This is a genomic window from Flavobacterium tistrianum (assembly GCF_003254545.1).
GTDB classification, from domain to species: Bacteria; Bacteroidota; Bacteroidia; order Flavobacteriales; family Flavobacteriaceae; genus Flavobacterium; species Flavobacterium tistrianum.
In genome coordinates, this window is sequence record NZ_QJRH01000066.1 from 138877 (window position 1) to 153923 (window position 15047).

The following is a 15047-nucleotide window of genomic DNA, read 5'->3' on the forward strand; positions in this document are numbered from 1 at the left end:
TTAAAAAATTACTTCTTAGCGTTCTCGATTCTTCTTTGATCGATACGGTTTTGAGCAATTGTAAGTGCCGCTTTATGAGTTGTGATATTATTTTTAGCAGCAAAATCTATAATTTCTAAAGTTGTATTATAGATATTTTCTGTTTTGCTCATGATTTCAGCTTTACCGTAGTTTGCCAATTCAGCATAAACATTAATAATTCCACCAGCATTGATTAAGAAATCTGGAGCGTATAAAATTCCTCTTTCCTGTAATCTTGCTCCGTGAACATTTTCGTCAGCTAATTGGTTGTTTGCTGCACCCGCAATAACTTTAGCTTTAATTTTATCTACTGTACTATCATTGATTGTTGCTCCCATTGCACATGGCGCGTAGATATCAACATCTGCAGTGTATAAATCTTCACCAGTATAAATTGTTGCATTGTATTTTGAAGCAACTTGGAATAATTTTTCTTCGTTGATATCGGTAATTGTTACTTGTGCTCCTTCTTTAGTTAAATAATCAACCAAAGTTTCTCCCACGTGTCCAATTCCTTGCACCAAAACTTTTTTACCGTCTAAAACATCAGTCCCAAACTGACTTTTAGCAGCAGCTTTCATACCTAAATAAACTCCGTAAGCAGTAATTGGAGAAGGATTTCCAGAACCACCTCTTTCTTCAGAAATCCCAGTAACATAAGGCGTTACATCTCTTACAGTATCCATGTCTTTAGTTTCCATTCCGACATCTTCTGCAGTGATATATCTTCCGCTAAGCGAGTGAACAAATTCACCAAACTTACGCATTAATTCAGGTGTTTTTTGAGTTTTAGCATCGCCAATAATTACAGCTTTACCTCCACCAATATTAAGTCCAGTAATGGCAGATTTAAACGTCATACCTCTAGAAAGACGTAAAACATCATTTAAAGCTTCCCATTCTGTGTTATAATTCCACATTCTGGTTCCTCCCAAAGCTGGCCCCATAACCGAATTATGAATACCAATAATTGCTTTTAAACCTGTATCTTTGTCATTGCAAAATACAATTTGTTCGTGATCGTCAAAAGATAATTGACCAAAAACAGGATCCATTTTTTGAAGTTCCTTTCCAGTTGCGAAAGTTGCATCCATAGCGCTAGTATTAATTAGGTTAAAAATTATGAATTTGTCAAAAAGACATCTCAAACATAATTAAAAAATACACATGTGCTAATTTTTTATCTTTAAAATAACGATTTTACAATATAATTGTTTTGATTAAATCGCAAATTATTATAATTTTATTTAATAATAATTCTTAAATACAAAACAATTCAATATCATATTTCTTAAAAAAATGAAAGAATTAAGCTATTTAAACAAATATTTCATCAAATATAAATACAGTTTTTCACTTGGAATTTTAATCACCATAATCGCACAAATATTTTCTCTTTTTACTCCAAAGCTCATTAGCAAGTCTTTAAACGCTATTGAGAACTTTGATAAGCTTTCTGCTGCAGAGCAAAAATCGGAAATAATAATTGCAACTTTTCGTCAGGATCTCATTCATAATGTGCTACTTATCATCGGAACTACCATTGTTGCGGGTTTTTTAACATTTTTAATGCGCCAAACTTTAATTGTAATGTCGCGCCATATTGAGTTTGATCTAAAAAATGAAGTTTTCAGACAATATGAAAATCTTTCGCAGAATTTCTATAAACAAAATAGAACAGGAGACTTAATGAATCGTATTAGCGAAGACGTTTCAAAAGTCCGCATGTATGTTGGGCCAGCCGTAATGTATACTATAAATACAGCTATCCGTTTTGCCATTGTTATATTATATATGTATAATGTATCGCCACTGCTTACCTTATATACTATATTGCCGTTACCAATTCTTTCTTATTGCATTTTTAAATTAAGTTCAGAAATCAATAAACGAAGCACCACGTTCCAACAATACCTTTCTAAGGTTTCGAGTTTTACACAAGAAATATTTTCAGGAATTCGAGTTATTAAAGCGTATTCTCTAGAAAACCAGCATCAAAACAATATGGTTGACCTGGCTGAAGAAAGCAAACGCAAGAGTTTAAGTTTGGCAAGAGTTCAATCTTTATTCGGTCCTTTAATGATTGCGCTTATCGGAATCAGTAATTTGGTTGTAATATATTTTGGAGGCGTAATGTACATTAACGGAAGTATTCCAAATATCGGAACTATTGCCGAGTTTATCTTATATGTAAACATGCTGACTTGGCCAGTTGCTTCTTTAGGATGGGTTTCTTCTATGGTTCAGGAAGCAGAAGCTTCTCAAAAACGTTTGAACGAATTTTTGAAAATTGAACCAGAAATCAAAAACAATAACGAGAATTCATCAGATATAAAAGGAAATATCTCTTTTGAAAATGTTTCTTTCACTTATCAAGACACTAATATTGAAGCTTTAAAAAATGTTTCTTTCACCGTAAAAAAAGGAGAAACACTGGCTATTCTTGGAAAAACTGGCTCAGGAAAATCGACTATTCTTTCTTTGATTTCAAGATTGTATGACGTAACCGAAGGAGAAATTAAAATTGATGAAAACGAAATCAGTACTTTAAACTTAAATGATCTTCGTAATAATATCGGAATCGTGCCTCAAGATGCTTTCTTATTTTCTGATACGATTAAAAACAATATTAAATTCGGAAATCAAAACGCAACTGATGAAGAGGTTATCGAAGCAGCCAAAAATGCTGTAGTCCATGATAACATTATTGCTTTTAACAAACAGTATGACACCGTTTTAGGAGAAAGAGGAATCACACTTTCTGGCGGACAAAAACAACGCGTTTCTATAGCAAGGGCCATTATTAAAAACCCTGCAATTTTACTTTTTGACGATTGTTTGTCTGCTGTTGATACCGAAACCGAAGAAATGATTTTGAATAATTTATTTGAAATTTCTAAAGACAAAACCACTATAATTGTAAGCCATCGAGTATCATCGGCCAAGAATGCAGATAAAATTATTATACTCGAAGATGGTAAGATAATTCAACAAGGTTCTCATAATCAATTAATAAATCAAGAAGGTTATTATGCATCGTTATATTTAAAACAACTTTCGGAAAAAGAATTACTTTAATTGTTGCGTAATAGATAATTTTTTATGATTTTTGAGTACTATTAATTCCAAAAATGATAGAACGTATTATGAGAGAAAATGACATGTTAGAAAAAGAAGAGATTTTTTCTAAAGTATTACGCGCAGGAAGAAGAACTTATTTCTTTGATGTGAGAGCTACCAAAGCTGATGATTATTATATCACGATTACAGAAAGCAAAAAATTTACTGAAGAAGATGGTTCTTTTCACTTCAAAAAACACAAAATCTATTTATACAAAGAAGATTTTAGTGCTTTCTCCGAAATATTAGAAGAAATGACTTCTTATGTTTTAAACCACAAAGGCGAAGAAGTAATTTCTGAAAGACACCAAAAAGATTTTAAAAAAGAATATAGCTCTGAAAAGGGTGAAAGCCAAAGATCTAGTTTTACAGATATTGATTTTGACGATATTTAATCAAAAATCATCTACATAAAGTAGGAGTCCAATTTGTTCTGCATTTTGGGCTTTTTTTATATATTTAGTTTTCTTATAAAGTTAAAAATTATAGATTAAGAGTTAAACGTCATAACTTGCACCTAATAACTTATAACATTCAATTTCCATAAAATGAAAAAATTAATTATCCTCCTAAGTTTCTTCCTTTATGGAATTTCTCTTTCTGCCCAGAATATAGAGTATGAAACGAAAAATAATATTCAATATTATAATGCCGCTGTAAATAAGTCTGACAAATACATCAACGAAAGATGTGTCTTGGATATTTATTATCCTAAAAATAGAACTGGATTTGCCACAATCGTTTGGTTTCACGGTGGCGGATTGACGGGCGGAAATAAAGAGATTCCAGAAGCTTTAAAAAACAAAGGTTTTGCGATTATTGGTGTAAATTACAGATTATCTCCAAAAGCAAAAGCTGAAAAAGCGATTGAAGATGCTGCTGCAGCTGTTGCTTGGACTTTTAATAATATTGCAAATTACGGTGGCGATAAATCCTTAATTTTTGTTTCTGGACATTCTGCCGGAGGATATTTAGGAATGATGATTGGTTTGGACAAAAAATATCTTCAAAAAGAAAACATTGATGCCAACCAAATTGCTGGTCTTATTCCGTTTAGCGGACAATGCATTACGCATTTCGAAATTAGAAGAGAAAACGGAATTCCTGAAAAACAGCCTACAATTGATCAATTTGCTCCTTTATATCACGTTCGTGCCGATGCTCCGCCAATGTTATTAATTACTGGAGATCGCGAACTGGAAATGCTTGGACGTTATGAAGAAAACGCATACATGGCCAGAATGATGAAGCTGGTTGGACATACGCAAACTAAATTATATGAATTGGACGGTTACGGTCACGGAATGACAGAACCTGGTTTTCCGCTTTTAGTTAATGAAGTAAATAGAATTTTAAAAGAACGTAAAAAATAATCACTAAATAAAATCCACGGCAATGGAGACACAACTATTAATTATACCAGGACTTGGAGATTCTGGAGAGAAACACTGGCAAACCTTTTGGCATAAAAAATTCGAAAACTCAATTCGCGTTGTCCAAGACAATTGGGATGAGCCAATTCGCGAAGAATGGCTTGACCGATTAAACGAGAATATTTCTAAACTTAACAAACCAACAATTTTAGTCGCACATAGTCTGGCTGTTTCATTGGTTTTACATTGGGCAGAAAAATACAACAATCCGAATATTATTGGCGCTTTTTTAGTCGCTCCTGCTGATGTCGATTCACCTCAACATACACCTGAATGCATAAGAAATTTTTCTCCTATTCCGCTTTATAAATTACCTTTTCCATCTGTAGTCGTTGCAAGCGAAAATGATCCTTATGCTTCTTTTGAAAGAAAAAAACTCTTCGCTGAAAAATGGGGAAGTGACTTTGTAAATATCGGACAGCAAGGCCACATTAATTCCGATTCTGATTTGAAATATTGGGAAGAAGGACAAATTATTTTACAGAAGCTAATTGAAAAGATAAACCTTTAATTTAACCGCAAAGTTCGCAAAGGTTTACGCAAGGTTCGCAAAGTAAATAATGCAAAGCTTTGCGAACTTTAACCGACAAAAACTTCGTATAAAGCCTTGCGTTCTTTGCGTAAACCTTTGCGAACTTTGCGGTTAAAACTAAGAACAGAAACTACCCAATCCTTAGCCCATTTGGTATTTTAAAATCTGGAGCTAATAAAATTACATCTCCCTCCTCACCTACAGCACCAAGCACTAAACATTCACTCATAAATTTTCCAATTTGTTTTCTTGGGAAATTCACAACCGCAACAATCTGACGATTTACTAAATCTTCTTTTTGATATCTTTTGGTAATTTGTGCCGATGATTTTCTAATTCCTATTTCCGAACCAAAATCAATCGTCAGCTGATAGGCTGGTTTTCTTGCTTCAGGAAAATCGTTAGCTTCTAAAATTGTTCCTACGCGCATATCGGTGCGCTCAAATTCGTTCCAGGTTAAATCCATTTTTAAATTGTATTATTTACAAACCTATAAATTTTGTAATTAATGCGCCTAATTCTATAACCATTTTCTTTTGCTTTAAATCTAATTTTACGAGAAGAAAAATGAAAAATACTCACGTAAAAGATATAACATGGAACATACTGAACCAAATGCATGCATGTCAATTAAAGATTTTGAATCTAATTTAAAACAGGTTCACACTGATAAATATATAGAAACTGCTCAAAATGTTAGGCTTTATGTGAAGGATTACGGCCAAGGAAAACCTGTAATCTTGATTCATGGCTGGCCTCTTTCTAACGAAATGTGGGAATATCAAATAGATCATTTGGTGCAAAACAATTGTCGTGTAATTGCGTACGATCGACGCGGATTTGGAAAATCTTCTCAACCTTGGGATGGTTACGATTATGATACTTTGGCAGATGATCTTAAAGAAATTATTGAGCAACTAGAATTAGAAAATGTAACGCTTGTTGGTTTCTCTATGGGCGGTGGCGAAGTAGTTCGATATTTTAGCCGTCATGGCGGAAAAGGCGTTACAAAAGCTGCTTTGATTTCGTCAATTATTCCATTTCTATTAAAAACTCACGATAATCCTGACGGACATCCAAAAGAGAAAAGCGAAAATACTGCAGCAGCAATAAAAGAAGATAGAATAGGATTTATTGATAATTTCGGGAAAACGTTTTTCGGTGTCAATATTATCAACAAGCCTTTAAGCACACCTTTGTTAGAATATTACAGATCTTTATGTTCTGTGGCTTCTCCAAGAGCTACTTTAAAATGCGCTGAATCATTTTCTTACACGGATTTTAGAGATGAATTGGATTTTATAAAAGTCCCAACTTTGATTATTCACGGTGACGACGACAAAATTGTGCCAATCGATCTTACTTCAAGAAAAGCGGCGAAATCTATAGCAAACAATACTTATATTGAATATGAAGGAGCACCTCATGGTCTTTTTTATACGGATAGAGAAAAGCTAAATGAAGATTTATTGGAATTCTTGAATTCATAAAAAAACAAAAAAGTATCCCAAAGAAGCAAGCTGAATAAGCTAACTGCTTTCTTTGGGTATTTTTTATTCTTGTGCGCTTTTATTTACAGATTTTTAAACTATTTTTGAGAATCAAATTTCGAATAAAATGGCACGAACCGAATCAACAATGCTTCCTTTAGGAACAATTGCACCTGATTTTTATTTAAAGGATACTAACTCGAACAATACTTTTTCTTTTGAAGATTTAAAAGGTTCGAAAGGCACTTTGGTTATGTTCATTTGCAACCATTGTCCATTTGTGCATCATGTTATTAAAGAAGTTGTAATGATTGCCAATGATTATCGTGTTCAAGGAATTGGAGTAATAGCCATTTCTAGCAATGATGTTATCAAATATCCTGAAGACAGTCCGGAATTAATGGCTGATTTTGCAATGGAAAATAAAATTGATTTTCCTTATTTGTATGATGAAACTCAAGAAATCGCAAAAGCATATCAGGCAGCATGTACTCCAGATTTTTATTTATTTGATAATCAAGACAGATTATTTTATCGCGGTCAGCTGGACGATTCAAGACCTGGTAACGGAATTCCTCTTAGCGGAAGCGATCTTAGAGGCGCAATTGATGCCTTAATTTACAACAGAAATTTAAAAGAACCGCAGAAACCAAGTTTGGGTTGTGGCATTAAATGGAAGTAAAACCTCACTAAATTCAAAAAGATTACGTATCTTTGCCGTTCAATTTAACAATCCTTATGGGAAATATAATATCACATACAGCCTCTCTGAAGCCGTTTTGCATAGCAAAACCAATTCCTGCTGTAATTATTTCGCATAATAAGGCCTTTATTTTTTAGGCCTCCGTCTACTTCACTTTTCTTCTTTTTGACGGAGGATTTACATCAACTTAAACATTTCTATTATTTGACAAAAATCAATTTTTGATCAGATATTTTTTTGTTTTTCAGATTAAACATTTCGATTCTGTCTTTTAAAAGTCGGAGAAATTTTTACTTGTAAATTATTCTAAGAAGAAAAAATCATTTAAAATTTTATAACAATAAATTCAATATAGATATGAAACCAACACCCACATTCTGTAAATCAGATTATCAATTTTTAAGAGAATTGATTTTAAAAAGTAAAAATTCAACAAATACTAAAGAAGCTAATCTACTTTCGCAAGAATTAGATCGCGCTATAATCAGCAAAGAAAGCGAACTTGACAGTTCGGTAATTCGAATCAATTCATTTGTAACGATAGAAGACGTAAAAGCCAAGAAACAAATGAAAATTCAGATCGTTTTACCTTCTGCAGCAGATGTAAAACAATCTAAAATTTCAATTTTAGCTCCTTTAAGTGTTGCTATAATTGGTTTTAAAGAAAATGATGAAGTAGATTGGGAATTGCCTGCTGGAATCAAAACTTTAAAAGTAATAGCTGTAGACAATTCGGCTGTACATCATTCCTAAATTTTAAAACACCTCATTCTGTGACGGTGTTTTTTTTTATATCTATTTGAAAACAAAAAAACTGTTCGATTGAACAGTTTTTTTTATGCTTTTTCTCAAATTCAGATTACAATTGCGAATCAATATAGTTGGTTATTGAAGCCATTTGAGTTTCGTCTAATTTTGCTTTTTTACCCATTTTCACCAAAATTGGCGTCCATTCTTCTTTCGTGAATTTTTTAGGTTCAAACAGTTTGTGGCATTTTGCACAATTATTTTCGTACAAACTTTTACCTGCTTCCAATTCAGGTGTTAGTGCAACTGCTTTTGCCGTTTCGTTAGCTTGCTTAGATGCTACTGGAGCTGCTTTCTTACTTCCACAAGAAACCATAAATAAGGCAAGTCCTGCAAGGATTAATATATTTTTCATTGGCTTTGTTTTTTTAGTAAATATAAAAAAAATCCCATTCGGCGTTCGAATGGGATTCTATTTATAACAATACTAAATTGCTTCTAAACTCTTATTTTACGTCCATTAATTCAACGTCGAAAATTAAAACAGCGTTTGGTGGAATAACTCCTCCAGCTCCAGATGGTCCGTAAGCTAAATCAGAAGGAATTACAAAACGAGCTTTGTCACCCACTTGCAATAAAGCAATACCTTCGTCCCATCCTTCGATAACTTGTCCAATTCCTAATTTGAATTCGATTGGTTTTTTACGTGGGTAAGAAGAATCAAATACTTTTCCGTTATCTAAAGATCCTTCGTAATGAACAGAAACAGTTTTTCCAGCTTCAGCTTTTTTACCTTCACCTTTTTGAATCATTTTATAACGTAAACCGCTTTCTGTTCTATCAAAACCAGCAGCTAATTGTTCCATTTTTGCTTCAGATTCTGCTTTTAAAGCTGCCTCACGTTTCATACGAGCACCTTTTAAACCAATGAAAGCTTCAATTGCATTCCATTTTTGAGCTTCTTCTCCAACTCTGATAATTTCAACAGACTCTAAATTATCACCTTGAGCAACAGCATCAACAACGTCTTGTCCTTCAACAACGTGTCCAAAAACACTGTGTTTGTTATCCAACCAAGGAGTTGGAACGTGAGTAATGAAGAATTGAGAACCATTACTTCCTGGACCAGAATTTGCCATAGACAAAACTCCTGGACGGTCGTGTTTTAAACTTGGGTGAAATTCGTCATCAAATTTGTAACCTGGATCTCCAGTTCCAGTTCCTTTTGGACAACCTCCCTGAATCATGAAATCTGCAATTACTCTGTGGAAAGTTAATCCGTCATAGAATTTTTGTCCTTGAGGTTTTACTTTATTTTCCATATTTCCTTCTGCAAGAGCAACAAAGTTACCTACAGTTCCTGGTGTCAAATCATGTGTCAATTTTACTAGAATTGAACCTTTGCTAGTATTGAATTTAGCGTATATTCCGTTTTCCATTGTTGTTATTTTTTTATTGAACGCAAATTTACAATTAATTTCTTAATCAATTTGTGCTTTCTGTCTTTTAGATTTTGATTTATAAGTAAGTCCGTAAATGGTTAATGATAGTAAAGATAAGACCATACAGCCAATTGTTACTGCTGGCCATCCGCCTAATTTCCATAATAACAAACCGTATGCAGATCCTGCTGCCGTTCCTAAAAATGTCAGCGACATAAATACGGTATTTAACCTATTTCTTGCTTCTGGCAATAACGAATATACTCTTGTTTGATTAGAGATATGAACACCTTGAATTCCGATATCAATAAACACAATTCCAATTGCGATTCCGATCACACTTTCGATTGAAAAATAAAAAATCAAAAAGCTGATTAAAACCAATAAAATACCATAACCAACTGCAATTCTTGAGTTTCCTTTATCTCCCAATTTCCCTACAAGAGGCGCTGCAAGAGCTCCAGACGCACCAACAATTCCGAACAAACCGATTGTAGCACTATTAAAATCAAAAGGTTTTCCCGAAAGCAAAAGCACCATTGTGGTCCAAAACGCTCCAAATTGAGCAAAACTGAAAACATTAATTGCTGTTGCTTCACGTAAAACAGGTTGCGTTTTTATAAGCGTAAACAGTGACTGAATTAACTGCCCGTAAGTTCCTTGAAATTGCGGTTTGTTTTGTGGAAATTTACTTTGAATAACAAAAAAGATCAAAAGACAAATTCCTGCTGCGATATAAAACATCGATCTCCATCCCAGAACCTGACCAATAAATCCACTTAAAGTTCGCGAAAGCAAAATTCCAACTAAAAGTCCGCTCATGATAGTTCCTACGACTTTTCCTCTTTGTTCAGGCGCGCTCAAAGAAGCCGCCAAAGGCAATATAAGCTGCGGTACAATCGATGTAATTCCGATTAACAATGAAGCGATTTGTAAAACGAGAAAACTTTTGGCAGTTGCCGCAATTAATAAGGCAATTACAGTAGCAAAAGTAGTCATCAAAATTTGCCTTTTTCGTTCTATTTTATCGCCAAGCGGAACCATAAAAAACAATCCGATAGCATAACCCGCCTGAGTAAGATAGGTTATCGTTCCGGCACTCTCTTCTGGAATTTTAAATTCGTTGGCTATTAAAACAATCAAAGGCTGGCAGTAATAAAGATTTGCAACTATAAGACCAGTGCAAACTGCCATAAACAGTACATTAGTTTTAGATAAATTCATGCTGCAAAAATACCACTCTAATCTTTAGCAAAACTTTAAAAAAAGTATAAATTTTAAGTTTTTTTTTAACCATATAAGTGATATAAGTTCATTTAAACTTAAATCCTTTATAAGTTTTATTTCTTCAAAAACATATTAATAGTTTAAAAAGTCTTCTCTTGCAGGACTAAAAACATCTGTAAGCATACCTGTTTCTAAACAAACCACACCATGTATAGCGTTTGGCGGAATATAAAAACTATCGCCTTCTTTTAATGTCTGGGTTACACCGCTAATCGTGACATCAAATTTTCCGCTTGCAATATAAGTAACTTGAGAATGATAATGGTCGTGCAAAGTACCGATTCCGCCTTTCTCAAAATGAACGTTTACCAACATTACTCTTTCGTCAAAAGCCAAAATTTTGCGTTTGATTCCTTCACCGACTACTTCCCACTCTATTTCGTCTCCTTTTATAAATTCTTTGCTAGTACTCATTTCTATTTATTTTTAATTTTTTCAAAGTCTTTTTTCATCAATGCCAATCCTTCCTCTAGATTATTTTTTTGAAAAAAGGCTTCAAGCTCTTTTAATCTCTTTAAATTATCAAAATTAAATCCCGAATTTAATTTTCTTTGGCAGAGAGAACACAATCTAATAGAATGCGAATCTGTTTCTATCATACTATTGGTTCCGTTCATAACGCAACTGGCTTCAATACAATGATGCAGACCAAACATATGACCAATTTCATGCGAACAAATTTTCAGCAAGCGTTCTAAACCTAAATTAAAATCGGCTTCTTTCTGCATTCTATACATCGAACTTACTGCGATTTTATCTCTATAAGATGCCAATCCAAAAACGTAATTCCATTCGGGTTTTGGATACAGATCTTTTTCAGTTATTGCCATTAAAGCAATTCTTTTATTAGGGTTTTCTTCTTTTAAAACATCGGTTAAAATATATCCCGCTAAAAACTGTTCTTGTCCAATGTCTCCCATTCGTCTAGCATGATTCGGAATTATATCATTTGAAACATTACCTAAAACCTTAGTTTCAAGCTGAAAAAATATTTGCAGATACTGACGAACTAATTCAATTTGTTTTATCTGCATTGAATCAAACTTTCCTATAGGCTGCAAATAAATAATATTTTCCTCTTTGGTTGGAACAACATGTTTAGTTCGAACAAATTGTTCAAAACTCTGTCCATTTTCTTTATGAGAAAACAACCAATCTCCATATGTAGGCTTCCCCAGTTTAATATCATTAACTTTAATGTCTACAAAATAAGGTTCAGGCGGTAAAATTTGTTGTGGAATTGATTCTGCCTTTGAATTTGTTTTTTCTTTTTTATCAGATTGACAAGACAAAATAATCATAAATACCAGCAAAAGAAGCTTCTTCATATAGATGAATTAGATTAGATTTTTCGAAATAAAATCACAGCTCTTTTTAATCGAATCAAAAGAATCAGAAGCAAAATTATTTTCCTGTTCTACAAAAAAATGAACTATTCCTGATTGTTTTGCAGCTGCGAAAAAGGGTTTAAAATCAATTGTTCCAGAACCAACTTCGGTATTCAAATCGCTATTATTCTTATCCTTATCTTTCACATGCCACATTTTAAATCGACCTGGATTTTCATTGAATAGTTTCAAAGGATCATTGCCAGAATGAACTACCCAATATAAATCCAATTCAAAATAAACCAAATTTTTATCAGTTTCCTTTAATAAAATCTCATAACCCGTAACACCATCATATTTTTTAAACTCAAAATCATGATTGTGATAAGCCAGTTTCAAGCCTTCTTTTTTGCACATTTTTGCTGCTTCATTTACACGAGCAGCAATCTTTTTATAATCTCCTATACTTCTCCTAAAAGGTTCATCGACCCACGGAATAGTTAGAAATTCACTTTTTAAAATTTTCGCTGCTTCAATTGCTGCAACTACCTCTTCAGTTTTTCCATCATACAAAAAGCTTCCCAGATTATAATGCCCACTAACGGCTTTCAGTCCATTATCATCTAAAATCTTTTTTAATTCTTGAGGCGTTAATCCCCAAAACTGATCTTTTATTGAAAAACCGTATGTTTCGACAGTCGTATATCCCGCTTTTGCCACTTTTTCTAAAGTTCCTTTTACATCTTTAGGAAGTTCATCACGAAGCGTATACAGCTGTAAACCTATTTCTTTTTTATTCATAGAAAATGCAAATGATGGTGAAGCCAAAACTGCAGTTGCAGCAAGACCTGTGGTTACGATAAAGTTTCTTCTGCTAATCATTTTTATGATATAATTTTCAGAAAGTAAATATATTATAAAAATTGATTCTTAAAGTTTTTTGCAAAGTTTTGAAGTGCATTTGCAGTTTGTTCCGAAACTATTTCTCCTTCAGCATTTACTTTTCCGCGTACTCCTTGAATCAAAAGCTGGGTTCCATTATCAAATTTAGCTTCGAGTGTTTTCATTACCAATAAAAGCTGTTCGTGTCCCATTTCACCTGAAGCCGAAGCTGTGATAAGACCTGTTTTTTTGTTTGAAAAAATAGTAGTTGAAACACACCACTCTAAAGCATTTTTTAAACTTCCAGGAAGACTGAAAACATATTCGGGAGTGCAAATGATAATACCATCGGCGTTTGTAATTTTATTTCTAAATGCAATAATTTCTTTTGAAGGATTATCAGTATCTAAATCTGGATTAAAATGAGGAAGGCGCTCTAAATCTTCAAAAAACTCTACTTCAAATTCAGGCTTTAAGTAATTTGAAATGTATTTTAGAATTTTGAAGTTACTGGAGTTATTTCTTGTACTTCCAGATATAGCAAGGATTTTTATTTTTGGTGAAGTCATTAAATAAACAATTCGTATTTCTAAATAAATCTAAAAATACGAATTGTTTAAAAATATTTCGGATAAATTTATTTAGATGTCAATAGATTCAATCCTTCCATTTTTACAGAATCAATTGCTTGAGGTGGATAATTCTGTTTCTCTTGTCGTGTTGATGTAACTTTACCTTCTTTATTTACATATACATAATTGTAACGCCAGTAATGCGATCCTGCGATCTGAGATCCTTCTGAATTGTCTTTGTCAAAAACCTGATCGGCATAAACAAGGATTTCTCCATTTTGATTATTATCTAAAGTCCTTACTGGGTTTCCTAAGGTTTTAAGCACTTTCGATTTGGATTCTCCTACAGCTACTGTAGCAGAATTAGTGCTTGCACAGGAAAAAAAGAGCGCAAGTACAGCTGGTAGCAATATTGTTTTCTTCATAATAAATGTTTGAATTTATGTTTGGATTTGGTTGTGTGAGTACTGATAATCAGAACCGTAATAATACCTAAAATTAAAACATTCAATCTTACATAATTTAATAAGTATGTTATATAATTATTACCAAAAGACTCAATGGCATTATTTGTATCTTTGCTAGCAAGAAAATTATCGAATTAAAGATGCGAATTGACATTATTACTCTTTTACCTGAATTATTAAGAAGTCCGTTTGAGGCCTCAATTATGAAACGCGCCATTGATAAAGGTTTGGTCGAAGTGCATTTTCACAATCTTCGTGATTATAGCACCAACAGACAGAAAAGTGTAGACGATTATCCTTTTGGCGGAGGTGCCGGAATGGTAATGACAATTCAGCCGATAGATGACTGCATTACACATTTGAAAAGCCAGCGCGAATATGACGAAGTAATTTACATGTCTCCCGACGGCGAAACTTTAAACCAGAAAATGGCCAATAAAATGTCGATGTATGAAAACATCATCATTTTATGCGGACATTATAAAGGTGTAGACCAAAGAGTTAGAGATCATTTTATCACAAAAGAAATCTCAATTGGCGATTACGTTTTATCTGGAGGAGAATTGGGCGCTATTGTTTTATCTGATGCTTTAATCCGATTAATTCCAGGAGTTTTAAGTGATGAAACTTCGGCATTGACAGATAGTTTTCAGGACAATTTACTTTCAGGACCAATCTATACAAGACCTGCAGATTATAAAGGATGGAAGGTTCCAGAAGTTTTAACCAGCGGACATGCTGCCAAAATCGACAAGTGGCGAGAAGATATGGCTTATGAACATACCAAAAACAGGCGTCCAGATTTATTGGAAGGACATTAATACAAATGTAAGATTTTACACCTTATAAAATAAAGAGTTAATTTCTCAATTTAAAATTATAATTAAGTAGCAAACAAAAATAAAATCGTCATTGTAAAACACATTTTATCAGACAGTTAAAATAATTTACAATTTATAATTCATAATTTATAATTATTTTTTACATTTGCACCCGAATTTGACCAACCTCTGGCGAGATCCG

18 protein-coding genes are annotated in these 15047 nt (G+C 33.2%); 8 read left to right on the plus strand and 10 right to left on the minus strand.

From position 1 onward, the window contains the following. Positions 1-8: 8 nt before the first annotated feature. Positions 9-1115, minus strand: a complete 1107-nt coding sequence (locus DMB71_RS08700; protein WP_111365332.1) for a Glu/Leu/Phe/Val family dehydrogenase — start codon at positions 1113-1115, stop codon at positions 9-11. Positions 1116-1320: 205 nt separating this feature from the next. On the opposite strand from DMB71_RS08700, the gene DMB71_RS08705 reads away from it, so the two are divergent. From DMB71_RS08705 to DMB71_RS08720, 4 genes are all read left to right on the plus strand, one after another. After that, positions 1321-3099, plus strand: a complete 1779-nt coding sequence (locus DMB71_RS08705) for an ABC transporter ATP-binding protein (RefSeq protein ID WP_111365334.1) — start codon at positions 1321-1323, stop codon at positions 3097-3099. A 68-nt stretch (positions 3100-3167) separates the two neighbouring features. Then, complete coding sequence (locus DMB71_RS08710) at positions 3168-3536, plus strand: PUR family DNA/RNA-binding protein (RefSeq protein WP_111365335.1); 369 nt, start codon at positions 3168-3170, stop codon at positions 3534-3536. A 153-nt stretch (positions 3537-3689) separates the two neighbouring features. Then, positions 3690-4514 carry an alpha/beta hydrolase gene (locus DMB71_RS08715; RefSeq protein ID WP_111365337.1) on the plus strand — a complete coding sequence of 275 codons (825 nt, stop codon included), beginning with the start codon at positions 3690-3692 and terminating at the stop codon, positions 4512-4514. Between the two features lie 22 nt (positions 4515-4536). Further along, positions 4537-5085, plus strand: coding sequence for an RBBP9/YdeN family alpha/beta hydrolase (locus tag DMB71_RS08720; RefSeq protein WP_111365338.1), 549 nt, complete (start codon positions 4537-4539; stop codon positions 5083-5085). A 151-nt stretch (positions 5086-5236) separates the two neighbouring features. Here the strand turns inward: DMB71_RS08720 and DMB71_RS08725 are convergent, their stop codons facing one another. After that, the gene (locus DMB71_RS08725) at positions 5237-5572 is read right to left on the minus strand and encodes a tRNA-binding protein (RefSeq protein ID WP_111365340.1); all 336 of its coding nucleotides are present in this window, start codon (positions 5570-5572) and stop codon (positions 5237-5239) included. A 130-nt stretch (positions 5573-5702) separates the two neighbouring features. Here DMB71_RS08725 and DMB71_RS08730 point away from each other — a divergent pair, with 130 nt between their 5' ends. The 3 genes from DMB71_RS08730 to DMB71_RS08740 all read left to right on the plus strand — a co-directional run bounded on the left by DMB71_RS08730 (position 5703) and on the right by DMB71_RS08740 (position 8052). Then, complete coding sequence (locus DMB71_RS08730) at positions 5703-6596, plus strand: alpha/beta fold hydrolase (protein WP_111365341.1); 894 nt, start codon at positions 5703-5705, stop codon at positions 6594-6596. 127 nt (positions 6597-6723) lie between these two features. Beyond that, a complete protein-coding gene (locus tag DMB71_RS08735; protein WP_111365343.1) occupies positions 6724-7278 on the plus strand; it encodes a thioredoxin family protein in 555 nt (184 codons plus the stop codon). A 378-nt stretch (positions 7279-7656) separates the two neighbouring features. Next, on the plus strand, positions 7657-8052 hold the full coding sequence (locus DMB71_RS08740; protein ID WP_111365344.1) for a GreA/GreB family elongation factor: 396 nt from the start codon (positions 7657-7659) through the stop codon (positions 8050-8052). Between the two features lie 106 nt (positions 8053-8158). Here DMB71_RS08740 and DMB71_RS08745 read toward each other — a convergent pair whose 3' ends face one another. The 8 genes from DMB71_RS08745 to DMB71_RS08780 form a co-directional block, all read right to left on the minus strand. After that, positions 8159-8461 carry a c-type cytochrome gene (locus DMB71_RS08745; RefSeq protein WP_111365346.1) on the minus strand — a complete coding sequence of 101 codons (303 nt, stop codon included), beginning with the start codon at positions 8459-8461 and terminating at the stop codon, positions 8159-8161. A gap of 91 nt (positions 8462-8552) precedes the next feature. After that, positions 8553-9485: a peptidylprolyl isomerase gene (locus DMB71_RS08750; protein ID WP_111365348.1), complete on the minus strand. Its 933-nt coding sequence runs from the start codon at positions 9483-9485 to the stop codon at positions 8553-8555. A 42-nt stretch (positions 9486-9527) separates the two neighbouring features. Next, entirely contained in the window at positions 9528-10682 is a 1155-nt protein-coding gene (locus DMB71_RS08755; protein WP_239452950.1) for an MFS transporter, read from the minus strand. A 165-nt stretch (positions 10683-10847) separates the two neighbouring features. Further along, complete coding sequence (locus DMB71_RS08760) at positions 10848-11189, minus strand: cupin domain-containing protein (RefSeq protein ID WP_111365351.1); 342 nt, start codon at positions 11187-11189, stop codon at positions 10848-10850. A gap of 2 nt (positions 11190-11191) precedes the next feature. Continuing rightward, positions 11192-12103, minus strand: coding sequence for an archaemetzincin family Zn-dependent metalloprotease (locus tag DMB71_RS08765; protein ID WP_111365352.1), 912 nt, complete (start codon positions 12101-12103; stop codon positions 11192-11194). Between the two features lie 9 nt (positions 12104-12112). Further along, on the minus strand, positions 12113-12985 hold the full coding sequence (locus DMB71_RS08770; RefSeq protein ID WP_111365354.1) for a sugar phosphate isomerase/epimerase family protein: 873 nt from the start codon (positions 12983-12985) through the stop codon (positions 12113-12115). 32 nt (positions 12986-13017) lie between these two features. Further along, positions 13018-13554, minus strand: coding sequence for an NADPH-dependent FMN reductase (locus tag DMB71_RS08775; RefSeq protein WP_111365355.1), 537 nt, complete (start codon positions 13552-13554; stop codon positions 13018-13020). 68 nt (positions 13555-13622) lie between these two features. Next, entirely contained in the window at positions 13623-13982 is a 360-nt protein-coding gene (locus DMB71_RS08780; RefSeq protein WP_111365357.1) for a hypothetical protein, read from the minus strand. A gap of 182 nt (positions 13983-14164) precedes the next feature. On the opposite strand from DMB71_RS08780, the gene trmD reads away from it, so the two are divergent. Beyond that, on the plus strand, positions 14165-14845 hold the full coding sequence (gene trmD, locus DMB71_RS08785; RefSeq protein WP_111365359.1) for a tRNA (guanosine(37)-N1)-methyltransferase TrmD: 681 nt from the start codon (positions 14165-14167) through the stop codon (positions 14843-14845). The last annotated feature ends 202 nt before the right edge of the window (positions 14846-15047 follow it).

Coding starts and splice junctions, on each gene's coding strand:
- DMB71_RS08740 (WP_111365344.1), top strand. CDS start 7,657: ATGAAACCAACACCCACATTCTGTAAATCAGATTATCAATTTTTAAGA.
- DMB71_RS08760 (WP_111365351.1), bottom strand. CDS start 11,189: ATGAGTACTAGCAAAGAATTTATAAAAGGAGACGAAATAGAGTGGGAA.
- DMB71_RS08715 (WP_111365337.1), top strand. CDS start 3,690: ATGAAAAAATTAATTATCCTCCTAAGTTTCTTCCTTTATGGAATTTCT.
- DMB71_RS08705 (WP_111365334.1), top strand. CDS start 1,321: ATGAAAGAATTAAGCTATTTAAACAAATATTTCATCAAATATAAATAC.
- DMB71_RS08745 (WP_111365346.1), bottom strand. CDS start 8,461: ATGAAAAATATATTAATCCTTGCAGGACTTGCCTTATTTATGGTTTCT.
- DMB71_RS08735 (WP_111365343.1), top strand. CDS start 6,724: ATGGCACGAACCGAATCAACAATGCTTCCTTTAGGAACAATTGCACCT.
- DMB71_RS08775 (WP_111365355.1), bottom strand. CDS start 13,554: ATGACTTCACCAAAAATAAAAATCCTTGCTATATCTGGAAGTACAAGA.
- DMB71_RS08710 (WP_111365335.1), top strand. CDS start 3,168: ATGAGAGAAAATGACATGTTAGAAAAAGAAGAGATTTTTTCTAAAGTA.
- DMB71_RS08730 (WP_111365341.1), top strand. CDS start 5,703: ATGGAACATACTGAACCAAATGCATGCATGTCAATTAAAGATTTTGAA.
- DMB71_RS08755 (WP_239452950.1), bottom strand. CDS start 10,682: ATGGCAGTTTGCACTGGTCTTATAGTTGCAAATCTTTATTACTGCCAG.
- DMB71_RS08780 (WP_111365357.1), bottom strand. CDS start 13,982: ATGAAGAAAACAATATTGCTACCAGCTGTACTTGCGCTCTTTTTTTCC.
- DMB71_RS08720 (WP_111365338.1), top strand. CDS start 4,537: ATGGAGACACAACTATTAATTATACCAGGACTTGGAGATTCTGGAGAG.
- DMB71_RS08725 (WP_111365340.1), bottom strand. CDS start 5,572: ATGGATTTAACCTGGAACGAATTTGAGCGCACCGATATGCGCGTAGGA.
- DMB71_RS08700 (WP_111365332.1), bottom strand. CDS start 1,115: ATGGATGCAACTTTCGCAACTGGAAAGGAACTTCAAAAAATGGATCCT.
- DMB71_RS08750 (WP_111365348.1), bottom strand. CDS start 9,485: ATGGAAAACGGAATATACGCTAAATTCAATACTAGCAAAGGTTCAATT.
- DMB71_RS08770 (WP_111365354.1), bottom strand. CDS start 12,985: ATGATTAGCAGAAGAAACTTTATCGTAACCACAGGTCTTGCTGCAACT.
- trmD (WP_111365359.1), top strand. CDS start 14,165: ATGCGAATTGACATTATTACTCTTTTACCTGAATTATTAAGAAGTCCG.
- DMB71_RS08765 (WP_111365352.1), bottom strand. CDS start 12,103: ATGAAGAAGCTTCTTTTGCTGGTATTTATGATTATTTTGTCTTGTCAA.